The organism is Sphingomonas sp. ASV193 (genome assembly GCF_040203355.1).
GTDB lineage: Bacteria > Pseudomonadota > Alphaproteobacteria > Sphingomonadales > Sphingomonadaceae > Sphingomicrobium.
Genome location: NZ_JBEHBW010000004.1, coordinates 72,109 through 96,293, shown reverse-complemented (window position 1 = coordinate 96,293; position 24,185 = coordinate 72,109). Strand labels below are relative to the sequence as shown.

Here is a 24,185-nt window from a genome sequence, read left to right as displayed (position 1 = left end):
CAAGCCAAAGTTGATGCCGCGCGTGATTCCGAAACGCCATCATCTCCGTTCCCCTCGAAGTCGACGTGGGGATGCGGAGATGATGGTTAGTTGTCGCTTGTCACTGAGTCCAAAACGGAGCGGCCTTGCTTCTCGCTAGAGATCGCCGCCCCGCATTCGGTCCGCTTCGGTTACTTCGCCTTGCCCGGCTGGAGGACGCCGTCGATTTCCTGGACCACGCCGTTCGACCTTTTCTCGTCGGCCTTGCCGATCGTCGCCTTGCCGCCGCCGGCGTCGGTCAGCACGATTTTGTCGCCGTCCTTGGTCGCGGTGATCGTCCCGCCGCCCATCGTCGGCAGCAGCGTCTTGCCCTTTCCGGCGTCGATCGCCTTGCCGATGTCGGCGACCAGCATCGTCCCGGGGAGGATGTGGTAGGTCAGCAGCGCGGCCAGCTGGGGCTTGTTCTCGGGCTTGAGCAACCCGTCGAGGGTCCCGGCCGGGAGCTTGTCGAACGCCGCATCGGTCGGAACGAGGACCGTGTACGGCCCCGGCCCCGCCAGCGTCGCGTCGAGCCCAGCCGCCTTGGCCGCGGTCATGAACTTCGACTTGGCGTCGATGCCGGCGGCGATCGTGTCGCTGCCCGCCGCCTTCTGCGCGTTTTCGGTGGGCGCGGCCGATTTCTCGGCATCGCTCTTCTTGTTGCAAGCGCCGAGCGCGAGCGCAGAGGCCGCGCCCATCGCGAGCGCGATCGAACGAATAGTCATGAGCTTCTCCTGTTTCAGACCAGCGCCTTGGCGATCGCGGTGATCAGCTGCGTCGCCGGGTCGACCCGGTAGATGTAGCCGTCATTGTAGCGATACCAGTCATTCGGGGTGTCGTAATATTGGCTGCGATAGGCGAGCGGCACGTTGTACACCCCATAGTCGGCCGGAAGCCGCTGCCCGATCGCGAGGTCGCCCGCGAGCAGCGCGACGATCGACTGGACCATGTTGGTGCGCGGATCGACCCCGTAGATCGCGCCGTTGCCGTAGCGGTAGGCGAGGTCGCCGCCGTCGGGATAATAGCCCTGATAGGGATAGGGCACGTTGTAATAATTATAGTCTGCCGGATAGACGTCCCCGACCGGGTAATAGCCATAGTCGCTGATGCCGTAGGGGATCAGCGCGTTGACCAGGTTGTCGGCGCGGTCGACGCGATAGATCATCCCGTCGCCCATCCGATAATAATATTGGTTGTTGTCGGGATACCAGCTGCGCCAAGCACCGCCGAGCATGTCGTTGGCGTACGTCGCGGGAAGCGCCGAGCCGACATATTTCTTCGCCTGTCCGGGGGGCATGCAACCCTTGTTGGCGAGCCCCGGCGGGCAGCCGCCGACGCCATAGCCCTGCGCGTTATGCGACTGCGCATATTCGTGCATCGCGACCCCGCCGGCCACCGCCGCTGCCGCCGCGCCGCCGACCGCCATCGCGCGGCCATGGCCGTTGCCGCGCTCGGCCATTCGCTCCTGACGGGCAGCGCGGCCTTGCTCGACCCGCTGCGCCTGCCGTTCGACGCGCATGTGGTGCCCGCCGCCGCGTGCGTGCCCGCCACCATGCTGCTGGAAGCCGGCGAATGCAGGACGTCCGCCGCCGTGGCCGCCACCGGGGCCGCCGCCATGGCCACCGCCGTTGCCGTGACCGCCGCCGGGGCCACCCATCATCATGGCGTGTCCGCCGCCGCCGCCATTGCCGTGGCCTCCGCCCGGACCGCCGCCATGGCCGCCGCCGGGGCCACCACCGCCATGTCCGCCGCCCGGCCCGGCGAGGACCGGAGCCGCGCTGACCAACAGCGCAGAGGCGAGCGCAAGAATATGTTTCGACATCGGAAAATCTCCTTCGAATGTCGGCCAACGGACGGACCCGCGCTTGCGTTCCCGCACTTCGTTACGGGGTCAGTCGCCGATCATGTCGCGTTCGACCCGCGTCGCCGCGACCAGCGCCAGCAACGCCGCGAGAAGGTAGAAGGCGAGCACCTCGGTCGCCGCTATGCGCAGCGCCTCGGCCCCGTGGACCGCCTTCAGCCGGTCCGACAGCGCGCCGATCAGCAGCGGCCCGGCGCCCAGCCCGATGAGGTTGTTGATGACGAGGAAGGCGCTCGAGGCGGTCGCACGCTGCTCGGCCGGGACCATGCCCTGGACCGCGGTCGTCACCGGGCCGAGCCAGAGGATGTTGAGCGCGTTGGGAACGAGCAGCCACAGCCACGCCGCGGTCAGGCCCTGCGCATTGAGCCCGAGGGTGAAGAGGGGCGCGGTTACCAGCCACGCGATCGCCGGGAGCAGCGCGTACCACCGCCCCCGCGCGCGCCCCAGTCGGTCGGCGAGCACCCCGCCGAGCATCACCCCCGCGACCCCGCCGATCAGAAGCAGCGAGGCAAAGAATTGCCCCCGCGCGACCATCGCCAGCCCGAAGCTGCGTTCGAGGATCGACGGGGTCCACAGCGCCAGCCCGTAGCCCGCCAGCGAACTGCACGAGGAGGCGAAGGCGAGCAGCCAGAAACTCGGCTTCCGCGCCACCGCCGCCAGCGCCGCCCCGAGCGCGCCCGTGCTCGGCGCCGACCCGCTGCGCGGCCGGTCGCGCACCAGGCGTCGGAAAAGCGGTGCATAGGCCAGGCCGATCGCCCCCATCGTGACAAACGCCGCGCGCCAGCTGACCAGCGCCGCCAGATAGGCGCCGAACAAGGTCCCCGCCGCCAGCCCGACCGGCACGCCGAGCGAATAGAAGGCGAGCGCGCGGCCGCGCGTCGCGGGCGGGAAATGATCGGCGATCAGCGCATAGCTCGGCGCGACCCCGCCCGCCTCGCCGACCCCGACGCCGAGGCGATAGGCGAACAGCTGGCCGAAGCTGGCTGCGGTCCCGCATAGCGCGGTGAAGCCGCTCCATACCGCCAGCGCCCCGGCGATCACCCCGCTTCGGCTGGTGCGGTCGGCGAGCAGCGACAGCGGTAGCCCGAGCAGCGAATAGAGCAGCGCGAAGGCGAGGCCGCCGACCGCGCCGAACTGCCGGTCGCTGAGGTGGAGGTCGGCCTTGATCGGCCCGGCGAGGATGCCGAGCATCTGGCGGTCGAGGAAATTGAGGACGTAAGCGAAGGTCAACGCGAGCAGCACCCGCCGCGCGACACCTTGCGGCACCGCGTTCACAGCGACGCCAGCACGGCGACCAGCGCGTCGACGTCGCCGGCATCATGGTAGAGGCCGAACCCGATGCGGAGCACGTCGCCGCGAACGTCGGTGACCACCCCCGCCGCCGCCAGCGCCTCGCACCACCCCTGCGCGCGGGCATCGCGAAAGGCGAGGAAGCGGGCGTGCGGGCCGCCGGTGAGCGGATTGAGCAGTTCGGCAGCGGCGAGCGGCGTGCGCCCGATCGCGTCGAGCAGCCGCGCCTGGAGCGCTGCGGCGTGCGCCGAGATCGTCGCCGTGGTCAGCCCTTCGCGCGCCAGCATCCGCCGGACATGAGCGAAGCGATAGAGCGCCGAGGGATCGAAGGTCGCGCCCATGAAGCGCATTGCATCGGGCGCGTAGCCGACCGCGCCGGGGGGGAGGGTCAAATCCTCGAATTCGGCGTACCAGCCGGTCAACGGCGGGCGCGGCCCGAAGCCGGGTGGGCAATGCATGAACCCCATCCCCTCGCCGCTCATCGCATATTTATAGCCGCCGCCGAGGAAAAAGGCCGACGCCGCGATCTCCGCCCGAAAGGGCCGGTCGATCGCCATGAAGCTGTGATAGCCGTCGATCACGGCCCACGGCCCCTCGGGACGCGCGAGGCCCGCGAGCGCGGCGAGATCGCCGATCACTGCGCCGCTGCCGAACAGCAGCTGGCTGGCGAAGACGAGGTCGAACGATCCCGCCTGCGCCGCTGCCGACAAGCGCGCCGGCAGCGTGTCGAACGGCGCCGCCGCGACCCGCGTCACCGCCGCCTCGCCGCCCTCCTCCCACCGCGCCAGCTGCCGCCGCGCCGAGTGGAATTCGCCGTCGGTGGTCAGGACACGCAGCGCTGCGCCGCCGCGCCGGGGGCAAGCCGCCGCGAGCCGAAGCAGCAGGCTGTGAGTGTTGTCGGCGAACACGATCGCCGACGGATTGCCGCTGCCGAGTTCGGCCGCGATCTCGGCCTGCGCTTCGGGCCAGACCTCGCCCATCACCCGGTCCCACTTGCGGTCGGCGAGCCGCGCCGCATCCTCCCAGCATTCGACCTGCCCGTCGAAGCTGGCGTCGGGCCACAGGTGATGGCTGTGCGCGGCGAAATGGAGCCGTCCCGGCGCCGCGCCGAGGCTTCGCGAGAACAGCGGCTTGAAGCTCACAGCTCGGTCCTGAGCGACCAGAGCTCGGGGAAGGCGCGCTTGGCGAGCGTCGCGGCGAGATAGGCCGCGCCCGCCGACCCGCCGGTCCCGCTCTTGAGGCCGATGATCCGTTCGACCGTCATCAGATGCTTGTGCCGCCAGCCGGCGAGCGCATCGTCGATGTCGACCAGCTTCTCGGCCAGCGCATAAATCTCGAAATGGGTGTCGCTGTCGCGGTAGACCGCCAGCCACGAGGCGCGGACCGCGTCGGGCGTCGCGACGTCGAACCCGGCGCGGGCGAGCGCGGCCTTGGCCTCGTCCCACAGCGAGCGGTCGGCGAGCGCGGCCTCGAGCCGGGCGCGGCCCTCGGCGCCGCCTTCCTCGATCTCGAGATAGCGCGGGTCCTTCAGCCCGAGCCGATATTCGAGCTCGCGAAACTGCGCCGACTGGAACCCCGAAGAGGTGCCGAGCACGTGGCGGAAGGCGGCGTAATCGACCGGGGTCAGCGTCGCCAGCACGTCCCACGACATGGTCATCACCGCCTGGATGCGGCTGACGCGGGCGAGCGCCTTATAGGCTTCGTCGACGCGGTCGTCGCGCACCAGTCGGGTCGCCAGCGCGACCTCGTGAAGCATCTGCTTGAGCCACAGTTCCTTGGTCTGGTGGATGACGATGAACAGCATCTCGTCGTGGAGATCGCTGCGCGGTTCCTGCGCGTCGAGCAGCCGGTCGAGCCGCAGGTAATCGCCGTAGGTCATTCCGGCCGGGGTCGCGGTCATGCCGATCCGCCTAGGCGACAAGCCCGGCCCGCGGCAAGCGCCGAGGCCTTACTGGCCGCCCGCGCCGCCGCCGGGAAGCCCGCTGCCGACCGTGCCGATGTTCGAGAACAGCTCGCTGAGGAACGACTTCTTGCGACCGAAGGTCGGGGTCTGCTGCTTCATCGGGGCGACGTTGACCAGCTGGTTCTTGCCGCCCTTTTCGACCCGCACGACGTTGCCCGCCTGGTCGAACTGGACATGGAGCGTCTCCGCCTTAATCACGCGCGGGCGGGTCGCGCCGACTTCGCGGGTATCCTGCGACACATAATACCAGTCGTTCGGGTTGAACTGGCCGACGAAGGTCGGGCGGCCCATCGACTTGGCGACCGAATCCTTGTTGTCGACTCCGACCTGGATACCCTGCGCAAGCTGCGGGTCGATGACGAAGCCGCGATGCGAGTTGATCCCGCTGCAGCCGGCCAGGAGCGCCGCCAGTCCCGCGCCGATCGCCAGTTTCCCCACCGTCATCGTCTGTCACTCCACTCGTCGTGTCGCCGCACCCTTAGGCGGACTTCCCCTTGGCGCGCAAGGCGTTGACTCGGGCTGAACAAAAGCGTTTGCCGCATCCACCATGCGCTCGCTGATGGCCAAGCTCCGCCCGCGCCGCGACGATGCCGCCGCGCTTTATTCGCATCTCGTCGCCGAGGCGCGCCGCCCCGGCTGGTATACCGCCGGCGGAGTGCCCGACACGATCGACGGCCGTTTCCGCGTGCTCGCCACGCTGGCGGCGCTCGCGACGCTGAGGCTCGAGGCGGGGGACGAGGCGGCAGTGCGCCACTCGGTGCGGCTGACCGAGGCGTTCGTCGACGACATGGAGGCGCAGTTGCGCGAGGCGGGGATCGGCGACCCGACCGTCGGCAAGCGCGTTCGCGCGTTGGTCGGCTCGCTCGCCAAAAGGGTCGACCTGTGGCGCCCGGTGCTCGCCGAGGAACAGCGCCCCGGCTTCGCCGAAGCGGTCCGCGCCAGCCTTTACCCCGACGAGGCACCGGGCGAGGCCGCCGAGACCTTCGCGGGCGAGGAATTGCGCCGACTGCACGAAGGGCTTGACGGAATCAGCGACCGCAACCTGATCGAGGGGCGGATCGGGTGAGCGGCTGGCCGGGGCGAGTGCTGCTGTCGCAGATCCGCGACGGCGACCGGATCGAGGCTGAGGCCGACGAAGCCGAACGCGCCGCGATCGCCGAAAGGCTGCGGCTGAGCGCGCTCCACCGGCTCGAGGCGGTGGCGACGCTGACCCGCGATGGCGAGGCGATCCATGCCGAGGGTCGCTTGCGCGCCGCGCTGGCGCAGCCGTGCATCGCCACCGGCGACCCGGTCGAGGCCAGCGTCGACGAGCGCTTCAGCCTGCGCTTCCTGCCCGAGCCGAAAGCGGGCGCCGACGACGAGATCGAGCTTGGCGACGACGACCTCGACACCGTGTTCCACGATGGCGCGGCGATCGAGTTGGGCGATGCGCTGGCCGACACGCTGGCGCTGGGCCTCGACCCCTATCCGCGAAGCGCAGGGGCCGACGCGGCGCTGAAGGCCGCCGGGGTGATGAGCGAAGAGGAAGCCGGGCCGTTCGCCGGGCTAGCCGCGCTCAAGGACAAGCTTCGGGGCTAGGCCGCCTCAGAACGGCACATCGTCGTCCAGATCGCTGTCGAACGCCGCGGGCTGCGGGCGCGACTGCTGCTGGCGACCGCCGCCGCCACCGCCGAAGCTCGACCCGCCGAAGCCGCCGTCGTCATAGCCGCCCCCGCCGCCGAAGTTGCCCCCGCCGCCGCCTTCGCCACGCGCGTCGAGCAGCACCAGTTCGCCGCGGAATTTCTGGAGTACGATCTCGGTGGTGTAGCGGTCGTTGCCCGACTGGTCCTGCCATTTGCGGGTCTGCAGCTGGCCCTCGATGTAGACCTTGCTGCCCTTCTTCAGGTAGTTTTTCGCGACCCGGCCGAGATTCTCGTTGAAAATCGCGACCGAATGCCACTCGGTCCGCTCCTGCCGGTTGCCGTCGCGGTCCTTCCAGTTTTCCGAGGTCGCGATCCTGAGGTTCACGACCTCGCCACCGTTGCTGAAGCTGCGCGATTCGGGGTCCTGGCCCAAATTGCCGACCAGAATCACCTTGTTCACGCCCGCCATATTCGTCTCCTCAGCCGAGGCCCGCCCAGACCGCGATCCAGTAAGTCAGACCGGCGGCGGCGTAAGCCAATGCGAACAGGTAGCTAACCATGAACGCGGGCCACTTCCACCCGTTTGTTTCGCGGCGCGTGACGGCGATGGTCGAGATGCACTGCGGCGCGAACACGAACCAGGCGAGGAAGGCGAGCGCGGTGGCAAGGCTCCAGCGCCCGTGGAGCCTCTGTTCGAGCGTCTGGGCGCCCTTGTCGTCGCTCGCGTCGAGCGAATAGACCGTCCCGATCGCGCTGACCGCGACCTCGCGCGCCGCCATCGCCGGCAGCAGCGCCAGCGAAATATCCTGATTGAAGCCGATCGGCGCGACGAGCTTGTGGATGCCGCGCCCGATATGCCCGGCGATCGAGGCGTCGATCTGCCGCTGCCCCGGCGCGGCCTGCGGGAAGCTCGCCAGCGCCCAAAGGATGACGGTGGTGGTCATGATGATCCCGCCCGCGCGCTTCAGGAAGATCACCGCGCGCTGCCACAGGCCAAGCAGCACGTCGCCGAGCCGCGGCATCTGGTATTTGGGCAGCTCCATCATGAACAGCCCGCCACCGCCGCGCACCGCGGTCCGCCGAAGCACCAGCGCCGCGATCAGCGCGCTCGCGATCCCGGCGAGGTAGAGCACGAACATGACGAGGCCCTGCAGCCCGATTCCCGGCCCGACGTCGCGCGCGGGGATGAACGCGCCGATGATCAGCGTGTAGACCGGAAGCCGCGCCGAACAGGTCATCAGCGGCGCGACGAGGATCGTCGTCAGCCGGTCCTTCGGATCGTCGATCGTGCGCGTCGCCATGATTCCCGGCACCGCGCAGGCGAAGCTTGACAACAGTGGGATGAAGGCCCGCCCTGACAGCCCCGCGTGGCTCATCAGCCGGTCCATCAGGAACGCCGCGCGCACCATGTAGCCGCTCGATTCGAGCACGAGGATGAAGGCGAACAGGATCAGGATCTGCGGCAGGAACACGACCACCGCGCCGACCCCGGCGATCACCCCGTCGACGATCAGCGAGTTGAGAATTCCCGGCGGGAGTGCCGCGCCGATCTTCGCGCCGAGCGCGGTCATCATGGCGTCGAGCGCGTCGGCGGGCAGCTTCGACCAGGCGAACACCGCCTGAAACATCAGGAACAGGATGCCGGCAAGGATCAGCGGGCCGAAGATCGGGTGGAGCAGCCACCCGTCGAGCCGGTGGGTCAGCCGCCGGACCGGAGTCTCGCGAACGATCGCGCCGACCGCGATCTCGCGCGCGCGGCGCTGGAGCAGCAGCGGGTCGCGGGTCGGCCCCTCGCCCGCGCGCAGCCGGCGCGGCTCGGCGAGCAGCGATTCGAGCGCGCCGCGAAGCGCGTCGAGCCCGCGCTTCCGGACCGCTACCGTCTCGATCACCGGCACGCCGAGCTCGGCCGACAGCTTGGCCGCGTCGAGCTCGAGCCCGTCTCGCTTGGCCAGGTCGACCATGTTCAGCGCGACCACCGTCGGCAGCCCGAGGTCGATCAGCTGGAGCGCGAAGCGCAGGTGATTGTCGAGGTTCGAGGCGTCGACCACGATCACCAGCGCGTCGGGCAGCCGCTCGCCCGCCTGCTTGCCGAGTAGCACGTCGCGGGTCACCGCTTCGTCGGGGCTCGACGGGTCGAGGCCGTAGGCGCCGGGCAGGTCGACGAGATCGACCGGGCGGCCGTCCGCCAGCACCAGTCGACCGCTGTGCCGTTCGACGGTGACGCCGGGATAATTGCCGACCTTCTGCCGCGCGCCGGTCAGCGCGTTGAACAGCGCCGACTTGCCGGCATTGGGATTGCCGACCACTGCCACGAGCGGAGCCGCGTTCATGCCGCCTCGGGGGTCACCAGCACGGCGCGAGCGTGGCTTTTGCGGATCGCCACCGTCATCCGTCCGACCCGCACCGCGAGCGGGTCCTTGCCGAACGGGCCGAGGTAGAGCGGGGTCACCGCCACCCCCTCGTCGAAGCCGAACTGGCGCAGCCGGCGCGCGTCGCCCTCGCCGAGCGCGGCCCAGTCGATCGAGTCGATCCGCGCCTTGGTGCCGAGCCGAAGATCGTCGAGGGAAGTCGCCGCCGCCATTATTTGCGACCGATTATCAATAAGTCGCGCGACGCGCTAGGGGGTCGATAGCTCCGGCATCTGCGCGCCGGGTTTCCCCCTAGCGCGGCGGATACCGCAGGCGCCCGAGGAACCGGGTGAGGCTGGGTCGCATCGTCGAATTGCCGCGCCATTCGGCCTTCAGCTTTTCGAACCGCATCACGCCTTCGAGCCGGCGGTCGAGGAAGCCGGCGGTGTCGGTCCACCCCTCGCTCTGGTCGTCGAGCCAGGCGTAAAGCGTCGAGGCATAGACCCCCGACAGCGTCAGCCGCTTGGTATAGTGGTTGTAGTCGGTCGCGGTGTCGCCCGCGAGCCGCCACATCCGGTCGGCGCTCCGCCAGCCGGTGCGAAGCGCGAGCGGCACGTTCTGCGGCATCGACAGGATGCTGAGCGCGCTGCGTACCGCCTCGCGCGCGGGGCCGGCGGTTTCGAGCCGGAACCAGATCATGTTGCGGATCCGGTCGCGAATCTTCATTGCCGCGACGACCCCGGGCGTGAAATTTGCCTCCATCGCCGCGTCGATCCCGTCGATCCATGCCTCGATCATCCCCGGCGCGTCCTTCGGGAAGGCGAGCCGCGCCTGCGCCGGGTCGACCCCAAGCTGTGCCGCCGCCGCGTCGACCGCCTCTTCGTTCCAGCCGTCGAACGCGGCATTCTCGCCGACCGCGAGCGCCAGCTTGCGGCGGAGCGATTCGAGCGGGGTCTGCGGATCGGCCATGCGCCCTATCTGGGCTTGGCGCGCGGCGGGCGCAAGCGGACCAGCACGAGGGCCGCCCCGATCAACGCGGCGCCGAGGAAGTCGAGCCCGGTCATCGATTCGCCGTAATAGACCCAGCCGAGCAGCGCCGACAGCGCGGGCTGGGTCAGGAGCGCGAGCCCGACCACCAGTGGCGACAATTCGCCGATCGCGAACACCAGCAGCCCCTGCCCGACGACCTGGCTGACCAGCGCGAGCGCGAACACCCCGGTCCAGTCGGCGGGGATCATCGGTTCGCCCAGCGCGAGCGCGATCGGCAGCAGCGTCAGCGCGGCGAAGACGCTCGACAGCGCGAGCAGCCCGAGCGGCGGCACGTCGGCGCGCGCCTTGTCGACCGCGATCAGGTACCCCGCGTAGAGCAGGCCGGCGAGCGCCGAGAGCAGGTCGCCGTGGAGGTGGGCGAGCGACAGTTCGGCGCTACCCCACATCAGCAGCGCGCACCCGGTCGCCGCCCCGGCCAGCGCGAGCGCCTGGAACAGCGAGGGCCGCTGCCGCGCGAGCCACAGTCCCCACGCCGCGAACAGGAAGCTGCCGATATTGCCGAACAGCGTCGCGTTGCCGAGCTTGGTGATGAGGATCCCCGCGTTCCATGCCGCGACGTCGGTGCCGAAGAAGAACGCCCCGGCGGCGATGGTCAGCGTCAGCTTGCGGGTCGGCGGAACGATCCGCTGGCGGCCGAGACGCGCGAGGAGGATCAGGAACGGCACCGCCAGCGTCACGCGCCAGAAGCCCGCCGCGACCGGGCCGACCCCGCTGTGCCGCACGAGGAACGGCCCCATCGCCAGCGCGACATTGCCGAGCAGCAGCAGCGGGAAGGCGACCCGCGCCGCCCTTGATCGTGTCGCCGGCGCGACCATCTCTCGTAGTCCCTCAGCCATGACTTGCGCCCTAACAGAAAGCCCCGTGATGCCCAGCCTGTTCGATCCGATCGACCTCTCGCCCGCACTTCGCCTGCCCAACCGCATCCTGATGGCGCCGCTCACCCGGGGCCGGGCGACGCGCGAGGCGGTGCCGGTCGAGATGATGGGCACCTATTATGCGCAGCGCGCCGCCGCGGGGCTGATCATTTCGGAGGCGACCGGGATCAGCCGCGAAGGACTCGGCTGGCCCTATGCGCCGGGGCTGTGGAGCGAGGCGCAGGTCGAGGGATGAAAGCCGGTTGTCGGCGCGGTTCACGCCGCTGGCGGGAGAATCGTCGCGCAACTGTGGCACATGGGGCGGGTCGTGCCGTTTGGCGTGTCGGGGCTGCCCGCGGTCAGCGTCTCGGCGATCCGCGCCGAGCTCGACGGTCACAGCTATGACGGCAAGGAACCCTATCCGACCCCGCGCGAGGCGAGCCGCGACGACATCGCACGGATCGTCGGCGACTATGCGCTGGCCGCGGCAAACGCGATCCGGGCGGGGTTCGACGGGGTCCAGATCCACGGCGCGAACGGCTATTTGATCGACCAGTTCCTGCGCGACGGGACCAATCGGCGGACCGACGAATATGGCGGGTCGATGCCCAACCGGCTGCGCTTCATGAGCGAGGTGGTCGAGGCGGTCGGCGGCGCGGTCGGGCTCGACCGGACCGCGATCCGCCTGTCGCCGAACAGCTGGGCCAACGAGTGCAAGGGAAGCGACGACGCCGAGCTGTTCACCGCCGCCGCCAAGCGGCTCGGCGAGCTCGGCGTGCCGTGGATCGAGCTTCGCGAATCGGGCCCGCAATCGACCTTCCGCGCGACCCCGGCCCCGCCGGTCAGCCCGGCGATGCGGCAGGTCTACCCGGGAAAGATCGTGCTCAACAGCGATTATGACGGGGTCAGCGGGCAGCAGCGGCTCGATGAGGGGGTCGCCGACGCAATTGCCTTCGGGCGGACCTTTCTTGCCAACCCCGACCTGGTCGAGCGGATTCGCCTCGGCGCGCCGCTCAATGCGCCCGAGGTCGCCACATTCTATAGCCGCGGCGCGGCGGGATACACCGATTACCCAATGCTTGCGGAACAGGCCGAGGCTTAAGCCCGTTTCGTCTCCCGACGACAGGAGGCGATGATGGACGATTCGTTGAAGCGCAGGCTGGCTGCCGGGGCGGTGCTCGCGGGCGCAGCGCTGCTCGGCGGGGCGGTCTATGTGATGCGCGAGAAGCAGACCGAGGAGCCCGATTATCGCGCGCTCAAAACCGACGGCGACTTCCAGATCCGCGACTATCCGACGATCACCGTGGCCGAGACGATCGTCAACGGCCCGCGGCAGGAGGCTTTGTCTGACGGTTTCCGCGTCCTCGCCGACTATATCTTCGCCAAGTCGCGGCCCGGCGAGCCGATCGAGATGACCGCGCCGGTGATGCAGGACGCGGGCGACCCGATGGCGAGCGACCCGCCGCTGTTCGACGACGAGCTCGAGGGCGCGTGGCGCACCCGGTTCGTCATGCCCGCGGGCCGCGATGCCGAGGAACTGCCCGAACCGCCCGAAGGAGTCGAGCTGATCGACCTCGCCCCGCGCCGGGTGGCGGTGGTCAGCTTTTCCGGGCGCGCGACCGACAAGGCGCTGGCGGAGCAGGAGGACCGGCTGCGCGGCTGGATCGCCCGGCAGGGCGAGGCGAGCGAGGCCGAGCCCGAATATGCCTTTTACAATTCGCCGATGATCCCGCCGCCGCTTCGCCGTAACGAGGTGTGGCTGCCGCTCGACTAGAAAACCGACTTGAGCGCGAGCAGCGCCAGCGCCGCCTCGGCCGCGCCGGCGCCCTTGTTGGCCTGCGCGGGATCGGCCCGGTGGAGCGCCTGCGCCTCGTTCTCGACGGTGAGGATGCCGTTGCCGACCGCCAGCCCGTCGAGCGTCAGCGCCATGATGCCCCGCGCGCTTTCGCCCGCGACGATCTCGAAATGCCAGGTTTCGCCGCGGATCACGACGCCCAGCGCGACATAGGCGTCGAACCGTCCCGACTCGGCGGCTTGCGCGATCGCCGCGGGCAGTTCGAGCGCGCCGGGCAGGGTGATCGTCTCGTGGCTGTGCCCCGCCGCCTCGATCGCGGCGCGCGCGCCGGCGAGCAGCAGGTCGTTGAGGTGGGCGTAGAAGCGCGCTTCGGCGATCAGCAGATGGGCCATCAGGCGGCTCGTTCGATCCGGCGTTCCTCGACGATGGCGAGGCCGTAGGCGCTCAGCCCGACAAGGGTGTGACTGGTGTTGGTGAGCAGCACCATGTCGTGAACGCCGAGCGCGGCTAGGATCTGCGCGCCGACGCCGTAGCCGCGAAGCTCGGGCCCCTTCGCCGGGGCGCGGCCTTCGCGCAGGTCGGTCGAGCGGCTGAGCGAGCCCGGCGCGGCGGCGTGAAGCGCGACGACGACGCCCGAGCCCGCCGCCTCGATCATCGCCATCGCCCCGTCGAGCAGGCCCGCGCGCGGTCCCGCCTCGCCGAACACGTCGGCGAACAGGTCGAGGCTGTGCATCCTGACCAGCGTGGGGTTGGCGGGGTCGAGCGTGCCGTGGACCAGTGCGAGCTGTTCCTCGCCGCTCGACTTGTCGCGAAACACGCGCGCCTGCCAGCTCGCGCCGCGCCTGCTGGTGAAGCGCGTCTCGCTGACCGGCTCGACCATGTGGTCGCGGCGCAGGCGATAAGCGATGAGGTCGCGGATCGTCCCGATCTTGAGCCCGTGGGTGCGCGCGAAGTCCATCAAATCGTCGAGCCGCGCCATGGTGCCGTCGTCGCGCATGATCTCGCAGATCACGCCCGACGGATTGAGCCCGGCGAGCCGCGAGACGTCGACCGCCGCCTCGGTATGGCCGGCGCGGACCAGCACGCCGCCGGGACGCGCGACCAGCGGGAAGACGTGGCCGGGCGACACGATTGCCTCGGGACCGTTGGCGTGGTCGATCGCCACCGCGACGGTCCGCGCGCGGTCGGCGGCGCTGATCCCGGTGGTGACGCCCTCCTTCGCCTCGATCGAGACGGTGAAGGCGGTTTCCATCCGCGTGCCGTTGGCGCGGGCCATCGGCTCTAGGCCGAGCGCGTCGACCCGCTCCCTGTTCAGCGCGAGGCAGATCAGCCCGCGCCCGTGGCGGGCCATGAAGTTGATCGCGTCGGGGGTCGCCATCTGCGCGGGGATAACGAGGTCGCCCTCATTTTCGCGGTCGTCGTCGTCGACGAGGATGAACATCCGCCCGTTGCGCGCCTCGTCGATGATCGCCTCGGGCCCGACGAGGATGTCGGTCGTCCCCTTTGCCAGCAGCTTTTCGAGCTTGATCAGCGTGTCGGCAGTCGGATTCCAGTCGGCGTCGCCGAGCTTGCGGAGCGAGTTGGGATGGAGGCCGGCAGCGCGAGCTAGGCCGGCGCGGCTCACCTCGCCGGTAGCGATGACGGCTTCGAGCCGTTCGATGAGGGTGGCGGACATGACGCGCCGATATCACATCGAAATGTGATCGCGCAACCGCGATCGTCACATTCGCGCGTCGGCCATCCGCTTCAAATAGCGCGCGAGGACGTCGATCTCGAGATTGACGCCATCGCCGACCGCCCATCCGGACAATGTCGTGTGATCGGCGGTGTGCGGGATGATGTTGACTGCGAAGTCGGTTCCGTCGGCGCCGTCGCGGACTTCGTTGACGGTGAGCGACACGCCGTCGAGCGTCACCGACCCCTTGGCCGCGAGATAGGGACCGAGACCTTCGGGCGCACGGAGCCCAAAGCGGACAGAATCGCCCTCCTCGCAGCGCCCGACGATCGTCGCCACCCCGTCGACGTGGCCGGTGACGAGGTGGCCGCCGAGCTCGTCGCCGAGCCGAAGCGCGCGCTCGAGATTGACCCGCCGCCCCTCGGCCCACATGCCGGGCGCGGTGCGCGAAACGGTTTCGCCGCTGGCGTCGAAGGCGAGCCAGTCGGCCCCCTTGTCGACCACCGTCAGGCACACCCCCGAACAGGCAATCGACGCACCGAGGTCTATCGTCGCCGGATCGTAGTCGGTGGCAACGATCAGCCGCAGGTCGCCGCGCTGCTCGACGCTGCGAATGGTGCCGATGTCGGTGACGATGCCGGTGAACATGACGGCTCCCTACCGTGCCCGCTCGTACACTTCCAGCCGATCGACTCCCAGGCCCGCTCCGCCTTGCGCGCGCCAGCGGCCGTGCGCGTCGGCGATCGCGTCGAGCCCGATATAGCCGAACGACGACTTGCCCTCGCCGATCAGCAGCGGGGCGCGATAGATCAGGATGCGGTCGACCAGGTCTTCTGCAAGGAACGCCGTGGCGGTTGCCGCACCGCCTTCGACCAGCAGGTCGTTGACGTCATGAAGTCGCGCGATATCCGATGGCTTTTCAAGCACTTCCCAGCCCGCGACCGGGCCAAGCGTGCGGCTCAGCAGCGCGCGGCGGGGGCTTCGCTCCTCGAGCCCGGGAAGGCGGACGTCGAGCCTTGGCGTGTCGGCCTCGTAGGTCCCGCGCCCGACGAGGATCATGTCGCTGTGTGCACGTTCGAGGTGGACGTGGGCGCGCGCGTCCTCGCCGGTGATCCATTTTGATTCGCCCGAGGGGAGCGCGATCTTGCCGTCGATGCTGAGCGCGAGCTTGAGCGTGACCCGCGGGCGGCTGAGCGCGAGGCGGGTGAGATAGCCGGCCATGCTGGCGCGCGCCGCACCCTCGCCCTCGCCGACCGTCACCTCGACCCCCTGCGCGCGAAGCCGGTCGAAGCCCCGTCCGGCGGTGCGCGGGTCGGGGTCCTCGATCGCAGCGACGACCCGCGCGATTCCCGCCGCCGGGATCAACCCGGCGCAGGTCGGGCCGCGCGGGCTGGCATGGGCGCAGGGTTCCAGCGTGGTGTACAGCGTCGCGCCGCGCGTCGCCGCGCCCGCCGCGGCCAGCGCGACCGCCTCGGCATGGGGCCGGCCACCCGGGGCGGTCGCGCCGCGACCGACGATGGTGCCGTCCGCGGCAACGATCACGCAGCCGACGTTGGGGTTGGGCGCGGTCAATCCCCGCGCCGCTTCCCCCAGCCGCACCGCCTCGGCCATCAAGGCGGCGTCACTGGATATGGAACGCCTTTTCGAGTTGCTTGAACTGTTCCTGCTTCTTCTTGGCGAAGGCCTCGCGCTCGGCCTGGTCCTTTTTCTGGTCGGCCTTGATGTCGGCGTCGGTGCGGTTGGCGGCGTAATCCTCGACGTAGACGATCTGTTCGGGGGGCGCGGTATTCACCTTCGGATCGACCAGGAACACGATCAGGATGATGACGGTGATCAGCAGCGCCATCACCCCCGCCCAGACCTTTTCGCGCCCCGGCTGGCGAAGGAAGGCGGCGAGGTCGCGGAAGGCGGCGCGCGGGCCGGACACGGGCGGCATGACGGACATGCCGCCCAATGTAGGGACCCGCCGGTCAGGCGTCGAGGCGGAAGTGGACGGTGACGTTGAGACTCGATCCGACCGGCGTGTCGCCGTCGCGCGCCGGTCGATAGCGCCAGTGGGAGAGGATGTGGCGGCGCGCGGCGTCGAGAAAGATCGGATCGGCGCGGCCGAGCGGCGTCACCGCGGTCACTCGCCCGGTGGGGGAAATGGTCAGCGCGAGCGTCAGCGTCGCCTCCTCGCCCGCGTCCTGCTTGGCGACCGGGTAGGGCGGCATCACCTCGTTGGGCGGCGTAATGGCGACCGGCCCGCTGTGGACCAGCGGCGGAAGCGGCGGGATCGTCGTCCCCGCGCCGCCGCCCGAACCGGCGACGGGACCGGTCGGGCCTTTCGGCGGCAGCGTGTCGGTCGCCAGCGGAGGCGGATCGAGCGGCGGGAGGTCGACCTTCGACTGGGTGACGGTCGAGACGGGGTCGCGGCGCGGCTCGACCTTCGGGCGGGGGTCGGGCGGCGGTGGGGGCGGGTCGTTGGGAACGAAGCTGATCGTCGTCGAGTCGTGATGCCGGTCGACGATCATTTTCGCGCTGAGCGCGAGCGCGACGAGGCCGACATGGCCGGCGACGATCAGCGCGAGGGTGGCGGGGGAGCGGCGGCCGGGGGCGAAGCGATCGGGAGAAGCGTAAGGCAGCATCGATCGACTCCTTCAGTTGGGGTCGTTATGTTACATCATAACATTATATGTCCCGCAAGCGCTGTTTTCAGCCGGAAGGGCGGAAATCAGGCGGCGGCCTTCAGCCGGGCGATGGCGCGGGCACGGCCGATGCGCTTCAACAGCGGCGCCATCTCGGGGCCGTGCGCGCGCCCGGTAAGCGCGAGGCGGAGCGGCATGAACAGCGCCTTGCCCGACCGCTCGGTCGCCGCCTTGAGCGACATGGTGAGCTGCGGCCATGGCTCCTCGTCCCACTCGACCATGCCCGCGGTCTCGGCGGCGAGCGCGAGAAAGGCGCGGTCCTCGACCGACAGCGCGGGCGGATCGATCTCGCCGTCGAGTACCGGCAGCCAGTCGGCGAGCTCGGCGAGATGGTCGACATTGCCCGCCAGGATCGCCCATTCGCCCTCGCCGATCCCGGCCGGGACGCGATCGGCGACCGACGCATAATCGAGGTGGTGGAGCAGCTTGCGGTTGACTGCCTCGACCTCGGCCAGGTCGAAATGCGCGGGAGCGCGCCCGAAGGTCGAAAGGTCGAACCCCTCGGCCAGCTCGGCGAGCGTCGCCTTCGCCTCGACCGGCCGCGAGGTGCCGAGCCGGGCGAGCAGCGAATTGAGCGCCATCGGCTCGATCCCCGCTTCCTTCAGCGCGTCGACCCCGCTCGCGCCCAGCCGCTTCGACAGCTTGCCCTCGGCGGTGACGAGGAGCGCCTCGTGCGCCAGCGCGGGCGGCGTCGCGCCGAGCGCGGCGAACATCTGCAGCTGGGTCGCGCTGTTCGACACATGGTCCTCGCCGCGAAGCACGTGACTGATGCCCATGTCGATGTCGTCGATGACGCTGGGCAGAAGGTAGAGCCAGCTGCCGTCGGCGCGGCGGACAACGGGGTCGCTGATCAGTTTCGGGTCGAAATGCTGCGGGCCACGAACGAGGTCGGTCCATTCGATCAGGACCGAATGGTCGAGCCTGAACCGCCAGTGCGGGGCGACTCCCTCGGGTAGGGGTGCGTCGGTGGGCTTGCGCTCGTAGACCGGGGGAAGCCCGCGGCCGAGCAGCACCTTGCGGCGAAGCTCGAGTTCTTCCGGCGTCTCGTAACAGGCATAGACGCGGCCTGCCCCCTTCAGTCGCTCGAACTCGCGCTCATACAGATCGAACCGCGCCGACTGGCGGACTTCGCCGTCGGGAACGAGCCCGAGCCACCCGAGATCGTCGCGGATCGCCTCGACATAGTCCTCGCGGCTCCGTTCCGGATCGGTATCGTCGATGCGCAGCAGGAACCGCCCGCCGTCGCGCTTGGCCAGCAGGTAATTGTGGAGCGCGGTGCGGATGTTGCCGACATGAAGCCGTCCGGTCGGCGAGGGAGCGAAGCGGGTGACGGTGGTCATGGCGGCGAGGCCTAGCGAGGCCGCGGCCGGTTGACCAGCAATCGACTAGCGCCGAACGCTGATGGCCTTCGCCGCCCACATCTGGGCGCAGTCGCGGACCGGGCGCAACCCGGCCTGCGAGGGCACGCCGATCCCCATGGCGTGCGCCGTCGACGCGAGATCGGCCGATCCGACCTTGAGCGCCCGCAACTCGCCACGGATGTCGGCGGCGGCGAGACGGGCCTGGTCGCGATCGAATTGGGTCGGACGCCCGTTCAAAGGGTCGGCGAGGGTCAATCGGCCCCACTCGGATACGATCCGCTGGATCCGCGCGTTCGAGAATTCGACCTGCCGCCGCGTATTTTCGAAATCGCTCGCTTCCTGCGACCCGTGGCGATCGCGCAGCAGCCCGAACGAGCGCTCGCTCAGCGCGAGCGACTGGAAGGAGTCGAGCACGGGCCGGTCGCTCATTCCCGGGTCGAGCGGCCCGGCGGCGAGGCGGCGCATGATCAACGCCACCCGGTCGTCGAGACATTGCGCCGCGACCTGCCAGGCCTCTGCGGTCGAGGCATTCTCGGCCACTTGTTCCCGAAGGGCGGCCCGTCCCTGTTCCATGTCCGCCAAGGCGGCGCGATCGGCCATCCAGCTGGCAAGCCCCTGCGCGATCAGCACGCCGGCAATGACCACGAACAGCTCGAACAGGAACAGCCGCGCGGTATGCTGGCCGCTGCCCTCGCTCCACCAATGCCGGACGGTGCGGAACATCCTACGGCACCGCGTGCCATATGTGGCCGTGACGCCAGATTTCGGCGCAACTGGTCACCGGGACGTCGGGAATCGACAGCGCGTTGCCCGAGCCGAGCGGGACGATGCCGAGCTTGCGCGCATCGCCCTCGATCCGCCCCTGAAGCATCGCCATCCGGTCTAGCAGCCAGCGCAGCCGCAGACCGGCCGCGCGCATCGCCGCCCGGTCCGCCGGACCGGGCGCGCCCATGTCGGGGGCCAGATAGCCGAAGGCGGACCAAGCCGCGCTAAGCTCCTGCGGCATCGACTTGATGGTGGCGCCATTATTCATAATTCCACCGTAGATGTCGTCGACGGTATCGCCGTAGCGATCGCGGAAGGCGCGTTCGACGTCGGCGTTGAACGGTTCGACCGAATAGGTTCCGACCTTGGGCATGGCGAGGTCGCGCACCGTGAGCGGCGGTTCGAGCGTCCCGGCGGTGGCGGCGTGAAGCAGCTGATCGACCCGCGCGCGAAGACAGGGGATGGCGGCCTGCCAGACTTGCGCTGCGTTGCGCGCGCGACCCGTTTCGAACCGCAGGCGGGCGGCTTCCTTGGCGACGCCGGCGTCCTGCTGGCGCTGGCCGGCCCAATTGGCGAGGCCTTGGGCGATCAGCACCCCGAGGATGACCACGGTCAGTTCGAAGGCGAACAGTCGTGCCGTGTGCTGGCCGCTGCCCTCGCTCCACCAGTGCCGGACCGTTCGGAACACCCCTGTCGCCTCCCGTCAGGAAGCGGAGACTGTATCAGCTAATCGCCGGTGTGGAAGGCGTTGGTGATCGGGTAGCGGCGGTCGCGGCCGAAGTTGCGGGGGCCGAGCTTGACCCCCGGCGGCGCCTGGCGACGCTTGTACTCGGCGCGCAGCAGCTTTTTCTCGATATCGGCGACCAGCGTCTCGGGCTCGCCGGTGGCCGCGGCGGTCTCGGCGACCGAGCGTTCCTTTTCGACCAGCGATTCGAGCATCCGGTCGAGCACGTCGTAGGGCGGCAGCGAGTCCTGGTCCTTCTGGTTGGGACGAAGCTCGGCGGTCGGGGGCTTGTCGATCACGCGCTGCGGCATGACCGGCCCGTCGCAACCAAGCGCGCCGCGCGGGCGGTTCGCGTTGCGCCACCTCGACAGCGCGAACACGGTCGTCTTGTAGGCATCCTTCAAGACCGAATAGCCCCCCGCCATGTCGCCGTAGAGAGTGGCGTAGCCGACGCTCATCTCGCTCTTGTTGCCGGTGGTGAGCAGCATTTCGCCGCCCGAATTGCTGAGCGCCATCAGCGTCACCATCCGCAGGCGCGCCTGGATATTTTCCTGCGCGAGCGGACTGGCGTCGGGGAGCATCTTCGCCAGCGCGTCGACCCCGGGGACGATCGACACCGTGTCGAGCCGGCAGCCGAGCAGCCGCGCGCAGCCTTCGGCATCGTCGAGGCTGTCCTGCGATGTATATTTGGACGGCATCATCACGCACCGCACCCGCTCCGCGCCGATCGCGTCGACCGCGACCGCGGCGCTGAGCGCGCTGTCGATTCCGCCCGACAGGCCGAGGATCACGCCGGGAAAGCCGTTCCCGTTCACATAGTCGCGCAGCCCGCTGACCATCGCCTGGTAGATGTCTTCCGGGTAAGGCGCGAGGGTCGCGCGCTCGCCCGGAACGCAGCGCCAGCCGTCGGCGCCCTTTTCCCAGTTCGTGATCGCCAGCGCCTCGTCCCAATCGGGCATCTGCAGTGCCATCGTCCCGTCGGCGTTGACGACGAAGCTCGACCCGTCGAACGCCAGTTCGTCCTGCCCGCCGACCCGGTTGAGGTAAGCGAGCGGAAGGCCGGTGTCGGTCACCCGAGCTTCGACCAGTCGGCGGCGAAGATCGTCCTTGTCGAGCTCGAACGGGCTGCCGTTGGGAACGAGCAGCAGCTCGGCTCCGCGCTCGAGCAGGTGCGCGGTGACCGCCTCGAGCCAGATGTCCTCGCAGATCGGCACCCCCAGCCGGACCCCGCGCCAGTCGATCGGCCCGGGCAGCGGGCCGGGAGCGAACACCCGCTTTTCGTCGAAGGTGCCGTAGTTCGGCAGCTCGTGCTTGAACCGCCGCGCAACGATCCGCCCGCCCTCGGCGAGGATGACCGCGTTGTGGACCCGGCCCGCCTCCTCGTGGACCGACCCGAACAGCATCGCCGGGCCACCGTCGGCGGTGGCGTCGGCGAGCCGCTCCGCGGCCTCCATCGCGCGGCGGACGAACTCGGGCTTCAGGATCAGGTCCTCGGGCGGGTAGCCGGTCAGCTGGAGCTCGGGAAAGACGATGAGGTCGGCCCCATGCGCCTTGGCCCGCCAGTCGAGCATCGCCGCGGCGTTGGCGGCGAGGTCGCCCATGCGCTGCGTCGTCTGGGCGAGGGCGATGGTGAGATGGCGTGGCGTGTCGGTCACAGGGGCGATGTAACGAGCTTGCGCCCGCGAACAAGCTTGTCGCCGAACCGTCACGATGGCTAAGGGGACGAAACTTCGCGAGGGGCGACCGATGAAGCTGTTGGCCGGTAATTCGAATCTCCCGCTGGCGAAGGCGATCGCCGACTATCTCGAAATCCCGCTGACCGAGGCGAGCGTGCGCCGCTTCGCCGACGAGGAAGTGTTCGTCGAGGTGCACGAGAATGTCCGCGGCGAGGACGTGTTCGTGGTCCAGTCGACCAGCTACCCGACCAACGACAATTTGATGGAGCTGCTGATCTGCATGGACGCGTTGAAGCGCGCGTCGGCCAAGCGGATCACCGCGGTCATCCCCTATTTCGGTTATGCTCGGCAGGACCGGAAACCCGGCCCGCGCACCCCGATCTCGGCCAAGCTGGTCGCCAACCTGATTACCACCGCCGGTGCCGATCGGGTGCTGACGATGGATCTCCACGCCGGGCAGATCCAGGGCTTCTTCGATATCCCGACCGACAACCTCTGGGCCGCGCCGGTGATGGCCGCCGACATTCAGGCGCACCACGCAGGCAAGAAGCTGATGGTCGTATCGCCCGACGTCGGGGGAGTGGTCCGCGCGCGCAGCCTCGCCAAGCGGCTCGACAATGCCCAGCTGGCGATCGTCGACAAGCGGCGCGAGAAGGCAGGCGAATCGGAGGTGATGAACATCATCGGCGACGTCGAGGGCCACTGCTGCGTGCTGGTCGACGACATTGTCGATTCGGCGGGGACGCTGTGCAACGCCGCCGCCGCGCTGAAGGAACAGGGCGCGACCGAGGTGCTCGCCTACTGTAGTCACGGCGTGCTCAGCGGCGCGGCGGTGTCGCGCGTCGCCGCCTCGGTGCTGGGCGAGCTGGTCGTCACCGACACCATCCACCACGATGCCGAGCAGGCGAGCGACAAGATCCGCCGCCTGACGATCGCGCCGCTGTTCGGCGAGGCGATCCACCGCATCGCCGACGAGAGCAGCGTCAGCTCGCTGTTCGATTGATTCGCCTCTCCGCGTCCCCATCTGGCGGGACGAAGGAGATATTCATGCCAACCGTCCTTATCACCGGCGCCGCGCGTGGCCTCGGCCTCGAATTCGCGAAACAATATGCCGCCGAAGGGTGGGATGTGATCGCCACCGCGCGGGGAGACGCCCCCGACCTCGCCGCGACCGGGGCGGAGCTGTTCGCGCTCGACATGGACGATTTCGCAGCGGTTGCCGGTTTCGGGTCGCGGATCGACCGCCCGCTCGACCTGCTGATCGCCAACGCCGGTCAGATGGGACCGACCGAGGCGTCGTCTGCGGAGGCGGGCGAGCGATGGGCTGCGCTATTGCGAATCAATACCGTCGCCCCCGCCCTGCTGGTGCAGGCGCTGATGCCGCGGCTGGCCGAGGTGAAGGGCAAAGCGATCGCCATCTCGAGCCTGATGGGCAGCATCGACGACGCGAGCGGCGGCTACATCCCCTACCGCTCGTCGAAGGCGGCGCTCAACATGGCGTGGCACGTCCTCGCGCAGGAGAATCGCGTGTCAGGGGTGGCAATGGCGGTGCTTCACCCCGGCTGGGTCGCGACCGACATGGGCGGCCAGAGCGCCCCGGTCCAGCCGCGCGAGAGCATCGCCGGGATGCGCCAGGTGATCGACGCGTTGTCGATCGCGGACACCGGCAGTTTCCGCGATTACACGGGCAAGCCGCTCGCCTGGTGATCTTGCCTTCTCCGGCGCGGCTGCTATAGGCGCGCCACTTCCAGATCGTTGGAAAGACAACCGGCCCGGCCAGTTAGGGCTGCCGTGGCAGGTTGAAAACGTCGCCCCCTGGCCTGTGCCAGCGCGGGCAACAAGGAGACGAAAATGCCCAAGCTGAAGACCAAGAGCGGCGTCAAGAAGCGCTTCAAGCTCACGGCGACCGGCAAGATCAAGCATGGTGTCGCGGGCAAGCGCCACCGGCTGATCAGCCACAACGCCAAGTACATCCGCCAGAACCGTGGCACCGAGGTCCTCGCCGACGCCGATACGGCGCGCGTCAAGGCCTGGGCCCCCTACGGCCTCAAGTAAGGAGCAGGCGAGATGGCACGAATCAAACGCGGCACCACCACCCGCGCCAAGCACAAGCGGATCCTCGAACAGGCGAAGGGCTATTACGGCCGTCGCAAGAACACGATCCGAATCGCCCGCCAGGCGGTCGAAAAGGCCGGGCAGTACGCCTATCGCGACCGCAAGGTGAAGAAGCGGAGCTTCCGCGCGCTGTGGATCCAGCGGATCAACGCCGCGGTCCGCGCCGAGGGGCTGACCTACGGGCAGTTCATGCACGGGCTGAAGCTCGCGGGCGTCGATCTCGACCGCAAGGTCCTGGCCGACATCGCGATGCACGAAGGCGGCGCGTTCAGCGCGATCATCGCCCAGGCCAAGGGTGCGCTGGACAAGAAGGCGGCCTAAGCCTCCTTCGATTGCGGATTTGAAGGGCGTCGGGAGCCATCCCGGCGCCCTTTTTCGTCA

28 protein-coding genes and 1 pseudogene are annotated in these 24,185 nt (G+C 69.3%); 8 read left to right on the top strand and 21 right to left on the bottom strand.

Annotated elements, in window-relative coordinates:
- Nucleotides 1-170: 170 nt before the first annotated feature.
- The 6 genes from ABDK56_RS08885 to ABDK56_RS08860 form a co-directional block, all read right to left on the bottom strand.
- Nucleotides 171-743: a fasciclin domain-containing protein gene (locus tag ABDK56_RS08885; RefSeq protein WP_349807909.1), complete on the bottom strand. Its 573-nt coding sequence runs from the start codon at nucleotides 741-743 to the stop codon at nucleotides 171-173.
- Between the two features lie 14 nt (nucleotides 744-757).
- Entirely contained in the window at nucleotides 758-1,840 is a 1,083-nt protein-coding gene (locus ABDK56_RS08880) for a hypothetical protein (RefSeq protein WP_349807908.1), read from the bottom strand.
- A 69-nt stretch (nucleotides 1,841-1,909) separates the two neighbouring features.
- Nucleotides 1,910-3,154, bottom strand: coding sequence for a spinster family MFS transporter (locus ABDK56_RS08875; RefSeq protein WP_349807907.1), 1,245 nt, complete (start codon nucleotides 3,152-3,154; stop codon nucleotides 1,910-1,912).
- Nucleotides 3,151-4,311 (bottom strand): kynureninase/PvdN C-terminal domain-containing protein, encoded by a 1,161-nt coding sequence (locus ABDK56_RS08870; RefSeq protein ID WP_349807906.1) that lies wholly within the window; start codon nucleotides 4,309-4,311, stop codon nucleotides 3,151-3,153. The genes ABDK56_RS08875 and ABDK56_RS08870 overlap by 4 nt, the downstream gene beginning before the upstream one ends.
- Nucleotides 4,308-5,069: a tryptophan 2,3-dioxygenase gene (locus tag ABDK56_RS08865; protein ID WP_349807905.1), complete on the bottom strand. Its 762-nt coding sequence runs from the start codon at nucleotides 5,067-5,069 to the stop codon at nucleotides 4,308-4,310. The genes ABDK56_RS08870 and ABDK56_RS08865 overlap by 4 nt, the downstream gene beginning before the upstream one ends.
- Nucleotides 5,070-5,117: 48 nt before the next feature.
- The gene (locus ABDK56_RS08860; protein ID WP_349807904.1) at nucleotides 5,118-5,576 is read right to left on the bottom strand and encodes an outer membrane protein assembly factor BamE; all 459 of its coding nucleotides are present in this window, start codon (nucleotides 5,574-5,576) and stop codon (nucleotides 5,118-5,120) included.
- A gap of 115 nt (nucleotides 5,577-5,691) precedes the next feature.
- On the opposite strand from ABDK56_RS08860, the gene ABDK56_RS08855 reads away from it, so the two are divergent.
- Together ABDK56_RS08855 and ABDK56_RS08850 are read left to right on the top strand one after the other, a co-directional pair.
- Entirely contained in the window at nucleotides 5,692-6,198 is a 507-nt protein-coding gene (locus ABDK56_RS08855; RefSeq protein WP_349807903.1) for a ubiquinol-cytochrome C chaperone family protein, read from the top strand.
- A complete protein-coding gene (locus tag ABDK56_RS08850) occupies nucleotides 6,195-6,710 on the top strand; it encodes a YceD family protein (protein ID WP_349807902.1) in 516 nt (171 codons plus the stop codon). Before ABDK56_RS08855 ends, ABDK56_RS08850 begins: the two co-directional genes overlap by 4 nt.
- A gap of 6 nt (nucleotides 6,711-6,716) precedes the next feature.
- Here the strand turns inward: ABDK56_RS08850 and ssb are convergent, their stop codons facing one another.
- The 5 genes from ssb to ABDK56_RS08825 all read right to left on the bottom strand — a co-directional run bounded on the left by ssb (nucleotide 6,717) and on the right by ABDK56_RS08825 (nucleotide 10,988).
- A complete protein-coding gene (gene ssb, locus ABDK56_RS08845) occupies nucleotides 6,717-7,223 on the bottom strand; it encodes a single-stranded DNA-binding protein (protein ID WP_349807901.1) in 507 nt (168 codons plus the stop codon).
- A 10-nt stretch (nucleotides 7,224-7,233) separates the two neighbouring features.
- Nucleotides 7,234-9,084, bottom strand: a complete 1,851-nt coding sequence (gene feoB, locus ABDK56_RS08840; protein WP_349807900.1) for a ferrous iron transporter B — start codon at nucleotides 9,082-9,084, stop codon at nucleotides 7,234-7,236.
- Nucleotides 9,081-9,335, bottom strand: a complete 255-nt coding sequence (locus ABDK56_RS08835) for a FeoA family protein (protein ID WP_349807899.1) — start codon at nucleotides 9,333-9,335, stop codon at nucleotides 9,081-9,083. Before ABDK56_RS08835 ends, feoB begins: the two co-directional genes overlap by 4 nt.
- A 79-nt stretch (nucleotides 9,336-9,414) precedes the next feature.
- Nucleotides 9,415-10,071, bottom strand: coding sequence for a COQ9 family protein (locus tag ABDK56_RS08830; protein ID WP_349807898.1), 657 nt, complete (start codon nucleotides 10,069-10,071; stop codon nucleotides 9,415-9,417).
- Between the two features lie 5 nt (nucleotides 10,072-10,076).
- Nucleotides 10,077-10,988, bottom strand: a complete 912-nt coding sequence (locus tag ABDK56_RS08825; RefSeq protein WP_349807897.1) for a DMT family transporter — start codon at nucleotides 10,986-10,988, stop codon at nucleotides 10,077-10,079.
- A 28-nt stretch (nucleotides 10,989-11,016) separates the two neighbouring features.
- On the opposite strand from ABDK56_RS08825, the pseudogene ABDK56_RS08820 reads away from it, so the two are divergent.
- Together ABDK56_RS08820 and ABDK56_RS08815 are read left to right on the top strand one after the other, a co-directional pair.
- Nucleotides 11,017-12,108, top strand: a pseudogene (locus ABDK56_RS08820) (alkene reductase).
- Between the two features lie 33 nt (nucleotides 12,109-12,141).
- The gene (locus tag ABDK56_RS08815; protein WP_349807896.1) at nucleotides 12,142-12,780 is read left to right on the top strand and encodes an SOUL family heme-binding protein; all 639 of its coding nucleotides are present in this window, start codon (nucleotides 12,142-12,144) and stop codon (nucleotides 12,778-12,780) included.
- Here ABDK56_RS08815 and ribH read toward each other — a convergent pair.
- From ribH to ABDK56_RS08765, 10 genes are all read right to left on the bottom strand, one after another.
- Nucleotides 12,777-13,193, bottom strand: a complete 417-nt coding sequence (gene ribH / locus ABDK56_RS08810) for a 6,7-dimethyl-8-ribityllumazine synthase (RefSeq protein WP_349807895.1) — start codon at nucleotides 13,191-13,193, stop codon at nucleotides 12,777-12,779. The two genes, ABDK56_RS08815 and ribH, sit on opposite strands and share 4 nt — an antisense overlap.
- On the bottom strand, nucleotides 13,193-14,476 hold the full coding sequence (ribB, locus tag ABDK56_RS08805; RefSeq protein WP_349807894.1) for a 3,4-dihydroxy-2-butanone-4-phosphate synthase: 1,284 nt from the start codon (nucleotides 14,474-14,476) through the stop codon (nucleotides 13,193-13,195). The genes ribH and ribB overlap by 1 nt, the downstream gene beginning before the upstream one ends.
- Nucleotides 14,477-14,521: 45 nt before the next feature.
- A complete protein-coding gene (locus ABDK56_RS08800; protein WP_349807893.1) occupies nucleotides 14,522-15,124 on the bottom strand; it encodes a riboflavin synthase in 603 nt (200 codons plus the stop codon).
- 9 nt (nucleotides 15,125-15,133) lie between these two features.
- On the bottom strand, nucleotides 15,134-16,087 hold the full coding sequence (gene ribD, locus ABDK56_RS08795; protein ID WP_349807892.1) for a bifunctional diaminohydroxyphosphoribosylaminopyrimidine deaminase/5-amino-6-(5-phosphoribosylamino)uracil reductase RibD: 954 nt from the start codon (nucleotides 16,085-16,087) through the stop codon (nucleotides 15,134-15,136).
- A 10-nt stretch (nucleotides 16,088-16,097) separates the two neighbouring features.
- The gene (locus tag ABDK56_RS08790; RefSeq protein ID WP_349807891.1) at nucleotides 16,098-16,412 is read right to left on the bottom strand and encodes a hypothetical protein; all 315 of its coding nucleotides are present in this window, start codon (nucleotides 16,410-16,412) and stop codon (nucleotides 16,098-16,100) included.
- A gap of 34 nt (nucleotides 16,413-16,446) precedes the next feature.
- A complete protein-coding gene (locus ABDK56_RS08785; RefSeq protein ID WP_349807890.1) occupies nucleotides 16,447-17,103 on the bottom strand; it encodes an energy transducer TonB in 657 nt (218 codons plus the stop codon).
- Between the two features lie 86 nt (nucleotides 17,104-17,189).
- The gene (locus ABDK56_RS08780; protein ID WP_349807889.1) at nucleotides 17,190-18,503 is read right to left on the bottom strand and encodes a glutamate--tRNA ligase; all 1,314 of its coding nucleotides are present in this window, start codon (nucleotides 18,501-18,503) and stop codon (nucleotides 17,190-17,192) included.
- A gap of 45 nt (nucleotides 18,504-18,548) precedes the next feature.
- Entirely contained in the window at nucleotides 18,549-19,247 is a 699-nt protein-coding gene (locus ABDK56_RS08775; RefSeq protein WP_349807888.1) for a hypothetical protein, read from the bottom strand.
- Between the two features lies 1 nt (nucleotide 19,248).
- Entirely contained in the window at nucleotides 19,249-19,977 is a 729-nt protein-coding gene (locus ABDK56_RS08770; RefSeq protein ID WP_349807887.1) for a hypothetical protein, read from the bottom strand.
- A gap of 38 nt (nucleotides 19,978-20,015) precedes the next feature.
- Nucleotides 20,016-21,668, bottom strand: coding sequence for an NAD+ synthase (locus tag ABDK56_RS08765; RefSeq protein ID WP_349807886.1), 1,653 nt, complete (start codon nucleotides 21,666-21,668; stop codon nucleotides 20,016-20,018).
- A 91-nt stretch (nucleotides 21,669-21,759) separates the two neighbouring features.
- Between ABDK56_RS08765 and ABDK56_RS08760 the strand changes: the two genes are divergently transcribed.
- The 4 genes from ABDK56_RS08760 to rplT all read left to right on the top strand — a co-directional run bounded on the left by ABDK56_RS08760 (nucleotide 21,760) and on the right by rplT (nucleotide 24,125).
- The gene (locus ABDK56_RS08760; protein ID WP_349807885.1) at nucleotides 21,760-22,692 is read left to right on the top strand and encodes a ribose-phosphate pyrophosphokinase; all 933 of its coding nucleotides are present in this window, start codon (nucleotides 21,760-21,762) and stop codon (nucleotides 22,690-22,692) included.
- A 44-nt stretch (nucleotides 22,693-22,736) separates the two neighbouring features.
- The gene (locus ABDK56_RS08755) at nucleotides 22,737-23,396 is read left to right on the top strand and encodes an SDR family oxidoreductase (RefSeq protein ID WP_349807884.1); all 660 of its coding nucleotides are present in this window, start codon (nucleotides 22,737-22,739) and stop codon (nucleotides 23,394-23,396) included.
- A 144-nt stretch (nucleotides 23,397-23,540) separates the two neighbouring features.
- The gene (gene rpmI / locus ABDK56_RS08750) at nucleotides 23,541-23,744 is read left to right on the top strand and encodes a 50S ribosomal protein L35 (RefSeq protein ID WP_349807883.1); all 204 of its coding nucleotides are present in this window, start codon (nucleotides 23,541-23,543) and stop codon (nucleotides 23,742-23,744) included.
- A 12-nt stretch (nucleotides 23,745-23,756) separates the two neighbouring features.
- A complete protein-coding gene (gene rplT, locus ABDK56_RS08745; RefSeq protein WP_349807882.1) occupies nucleotides 23,757-24,125 on the top strand; it encodes a 50S ribosomal protein L20 in 369 nt (122 codons plus the stop codon).
- Nucleotides 24,126-24,185: the final 60 nt, after the last annotated feature.

Coding starts and splice junctions, on each gene's coding strand:
- ABDK56_RS08885 (WP_349807909.1), bottom strand. CDS start 743: ATGACTATTCGTTCGATCGCGCTCGCGATGGGCGCGGCCTCTGCGCTC.
- ABDK56_RS08880 (WP_349807908.1), bottom strand. CDS start 1,840: ATGTCGAAACATATTCTTGCGCTCGCCTCTGCGCTGTTGGTCAGCGCG.
- ABDK56_RS08865 (WP_349807905.1), bottom strand. CDS start 5,069: ATGACCGCGACCCCGGCCGGAATGACCTACGGCGATTACCTGCGGCTC.
- ABDK56_RS08860 (WP_349807904.1), bottom strand. CDS start 5,576: ATGACGGTGGGGAAACTGGCGATCGGCGCGGGACTGGCGGCGCTCCTG.
- ABDK56_RS08855 (WP_349807903.1), top strand. CDS start 5,692: ATGGCCAAGCTCCGCCCGCGCCGCGACGATGCCGCCGCGCTTTATTCG.
- ssb (WP_349807901.1), bottom strand. CDS start 7,223: ATGGCGGGCGTGAACAAGGTGATTCTGGTCGGCAATTTGGGCCAGGAC.
- feoB (WP_349807900.1), bottom strand. CDS start 9,084: ATGAACGCGGCTCCGCTCGTGGCAGTGGTCGGCAATCCCAATGCCGGC.
- ABDK56_RS08835 (WP_349807899.1), bottom strand. CDS start 9,335: ATGGCGGCGGCGACTTCCCTCGACGATCTTCGGCTCGGCACCAAGGCG.
- ABDK56_RS08830 (WP_349807898.1), bottom strand. CDS start 10,071: ATGGCCGATCCGCAGACCCCGCTCGAATCGCTCCGCCGCAAGCTGGCG.
- ABDK56_RS08825 (WP_349807897.1), bottom strand. CDS start 10,988: ATGGCTGAGGGACTACGAGAGATGGTCGCGCCGGCGACACGATCAAGG.
- ABDK56_RS08815 (WP_349807896.1), top strand. CDS start 12,142: ATGGACGATTCGTTGAAGCGCAGGCTGGCTGCCGGGGCGGTGCTCGCG.
- ribH (WP_349807895.1), bottom strand. CDS start 13,193: ATGGCCCATCTGCTGATCGCCGAAGCGCGCTTCTACGCCCACCTCAAC.
- ribB (WP_349807894.1), bottom strand. CDS start 14,476: ATGTCCGCCACCCTCATCGAACGGCTCGAAGCCGTCATCGCTACCGGC.
- ABDK56_RS08800 (WP_349807893.1), bottom strand. CDS start 15,124: ATGTTCACCGGCATCGTCACCGACATCGGCACCATTCGCAGCGTCGAG.
- ribD (WP_349807892.1), bottom strand. CDS start 16,087: ATGGCCGAGGCGGTGCGGCTGGGGGAAGCGGCGCGGGGATTGACCGCG.
- ABDK56_RS08790 (WP_349807891.1), bottom strand. CDS start 16,412: ATGCCGCCCGTGTCCGGCCCGCGCGCCGCCTTCCGCGACCTCGCCGCC.
- ABDK56_RS08785 (WP_349807890.1), bottom strand. CDS start 17,103: ATGCTGCCTTACGCTTCTCCCGATCGCTTCGCCCCCGGCCGCCGCTCC.
- ABDK56_RS08780 (WP_349807889.1), bottom strand. CDS start 18,503: ATGACCACCGTCACCCGCTTCGCTCCCTCGCCGACCGGACGGCTTCAT.
- ABDK56_RS08775 (WP_349807888.1), bottom strand. CDS start 19,247: ATGTTCCGCACCGTCCGGCATTGGTGGAGCGAGGGCAGCGGCCAGCAT.
- ABDK56_RS08760 (WP_349807885.1), top strand. CDS start 21,760: ATGAAGCTGTTGGCCGGTAATTCGAATCTCCCGCTGGCGAAGGCGATC.
- ABDK56_RS08755 (WP_349807884.1), top strand. CDS start 22,737: ATGCCAACCGTCCTTATCACCGGCGCCGCGCGTGGCCTCGGCCTCGAA.
- rpmI (WP_349807883.1), top strand. CDS start 23,541: ATGCCCAAGCTGAAGACCAAGAGCGGCGTCAAGAAGCGCTTCAAGCTC.
- rplT (WP_349807882.1), top strand. CDS start 23,757: ATGGCACGAATCAAACGCGGCACCACCACCCGCGCCAAGCACAAGCGG.